Origin of the sequence: Dyadobacter sp. CY351, assembly GCF_021502625.1 — a bacterium.
GTDB classification, from domain to species: domain Bacteria; phylum Bacteroidota; class Bacteroidia; order Cytophagales; family Spirosomataceae; genus Dyadobacter; species Dyadobacter chenhuakuii.
Genome location: NZ_JAKFFU010000022.1, coordinates 1 through 2,415, shown reverse-complemented (window position 1 = coordinate 2,415; position 2,415 = coordinate 1). Strand labels below are relative to the sequence as shown.

Here is a 2,415-nt window from a genome sequence, read left to right as displayed (position 1 = left end):
TTTGTGATCCCGCTGGGATCATACTTTTTGGGATAACAAATTGTCTATCAACTGCTTGCGTCCTGTCAAATCGTTTACTCACCTTGTCACTCACCAAGTTGCAGTGGCCGGCTTGCAATTAGCTCAAAGATAAGAATATTCACAAAACTCTTCCGCCAGCGACTTCGGAGCGTTTGGGCGGCCAGATTCAATTGTATTACAATTGTACATCTGGCCGATTGCGGTTTAGAGGCAATCCCGTAAGGACTATCAAAAAGCTTAGTCCGAGAGCATGCAAAGAAAAAGTACAAGTCAGATGTACATAAAGACATTGGTTGCAAACTGCCCATGAGCGCTTAGGCAGTTGTTTTGTCCATGATTTTGCTTTGTGATAGCAAGTATAAATAGAAGACGTTTGCAGCACGCAGACTGAATTCCTAAATTGTCATCAGTAATGTGTTCCACCCATGGCATCCCCAGGCTTTGAAAATAATTTATAAGATTACCTATCCGAATGGGAAAATCTACATCGGTAAGGACTTGACAAACTCCATAAACTATTTTGGGAGTGCGGACAATATCTACGTCGCTGCCGACTTTACAACTGAGCAACGTAAAAACTTCACAATTATACGAGAGATCCTATGGGAATCGGAAACGGCATCCTTGCAGGAGGTCAACAAAATTGAGATTCAGTATATTCGAGAATATCAATCGAACAATCCCAAAATTGGATACAACAAATTTCCAAAGTTTAAGCCATCGACACTGACTGAGGATTTTTTAACCGAATAAGCGATTTAAAATTATTTTTCACCTTCTCTCTCGCGATCCCCTTTCACAAACCGAAGGGGTCGTGAGAGAGAAGGTGCAGCGCTAACCTTCTGTGCCAGATCTTCGTGAAAGTCTTCCTTTCAACGCCTGCATATCTTCGCTAACCTTCGTGTCCAGGATCTTTGCATAAATCTGCGTGGTGCGAATATTAGTATGCCCAAGCATTTTGGAAACGCTTTCAATCGGCACACCATTTTGCAGAGTAATGGTCGTCGCAAACGTATGCCTGGCAACGTGTGAAGTAAGAACCTTGTTAATCCCGCAGATCACGGCGATCTCTTTCAGATAGTCATTCATCTTCTGATTGCTCGGCACAGGCAACACAAGCCCGCGCGATTCGCAAAGCGGATGATCTCTATACCTGTCAATAATTTGAAGGGCTTCTGGCAGTAGCGGAATGTGCGATTTGACATTCGTCTTCGTCCGCTGGCTGAATATCCATTGCTCACCATCGATCCCTCGTGCTATCTGGCTTCGTTGGAGTTTCTGAATGTCCGAGTAAGCCAGGCCGGTGAAACAACAAAAGAGAAAAGTGTCGCGAACCTGTGCGAGACGATCACTGGCAAATTCTTTGCTCGCCATCAAGTCCAGCTCAGCTTTGGTAAGAATCGCTTTTTCAACCTTTTTAAACTTGCCTTTAAAATTCAAATATGGATCAAGATTCATCCAGCCATTACCCAGGCAAATGTTTACGATCTTACGAAACATTTTCATGTGCTTCACCACCGCATTATTGCCCATCTTACGAACAGAGCGCAAATAAAACTCGTAGTCAGCGATGAAAGCGAAATCGATCCGGCTAATGTCAAAGTCAGTTGTGTTGAAGGTCACATTCAGGAATGCCAATGTATGGCGTTCGAGCACTTTATAGCGGTTGAATGTGCCTATCGCATATTCTTGGCCGACCAACGCCTTCATTCGCTCGTTATGGTCAGCGATCACTGTCATCAATAACCGCTGCTTAGGACCCACACCAAGAAATTTGTCTTTGATTGTCTCCGCCGTTATCAAAGCATCGTCACGAACCAGGGCGGCGTGAGCATCTAACAATTGCTGCTCCAAGTTGCCGAGATAAGAATTAACAGACTTGACTGCCTCCCTCGCACCAGTAGCTCTACCAGCCACCGTATTCCACCGGCTAGGCTCACATTCTCGTCCGGTGGTAAATTCCACCCTTTTACTTTCAACCGTAATTCGCAAGTAAATCGGCACCGGGCCTTTTTGATAGTTTTTCGGCTTCTTCAAATAGAAAAGCAGACTGATCTTTGTTTTCATACCTTTTACAGGTTAAAAGTTGAACAAAAGTAGTCTTGCAAGCCGTTACAGCACAAGATGTTTACGACGTAAACATCTTGTTATACAATGAGTTGTAGCGATTCTGGTGAGTAAAATTTGCAGATCTTCGAACTCACCGAATTACGCACCAAAAACTTGTAGAAAATCGAATATTTTGGCATAACCGGCAAACGAAAAAAGCCTGCTAATCTATTGATTTGCAGGCTTTTGATGCGTTTGCTATTTCTTCAAGTGATCCCGCTGGGATTCGAACCCAGGACCCATACATTAAAAGTGTATTGCTCTACCAGCTGAGCTACGGAATCG

1 protein-coding gene and 1 tRNA gene are annotated in these 2,415 nt (G+C 43.9%); both read right to left on the bottom strand.

Going from position 1 to position 2,415, the window contains the following annotated elements; translation table 11 throughout:
- Window positions 1–855 precede the first annotated feature (855 nt).
- Window positions 856–2,088 (bottom strand): site-specific integrase, encoded by a 1,233-nt coding sequence (locus tag L0660_RS25990; protein WP_235162019.1) that lies wholly within the window; start codon window positions 2,086–2,088, stop codon window positions 856–858.
- A gap of 253 nt (window positions 2,089–2,341) precedes the next feature.
- Window positions 2,342–2,414, bottom strand: a tRNA-Lys gene (locus tag L0660_RS25985).
- Window position 2,415: the final 1 nt, after the last annotated feature.

What these genes read in the sequence shown, in the direction of transcription:
- L0660_RS25990 (WP_235162019.1), bottom strand. Translation starts at nt 2,088, where the DNA reads ATGAAAACAAAGATCAGTCTGCTTTTCTATTTGAAGAAGCCGAAAAAC.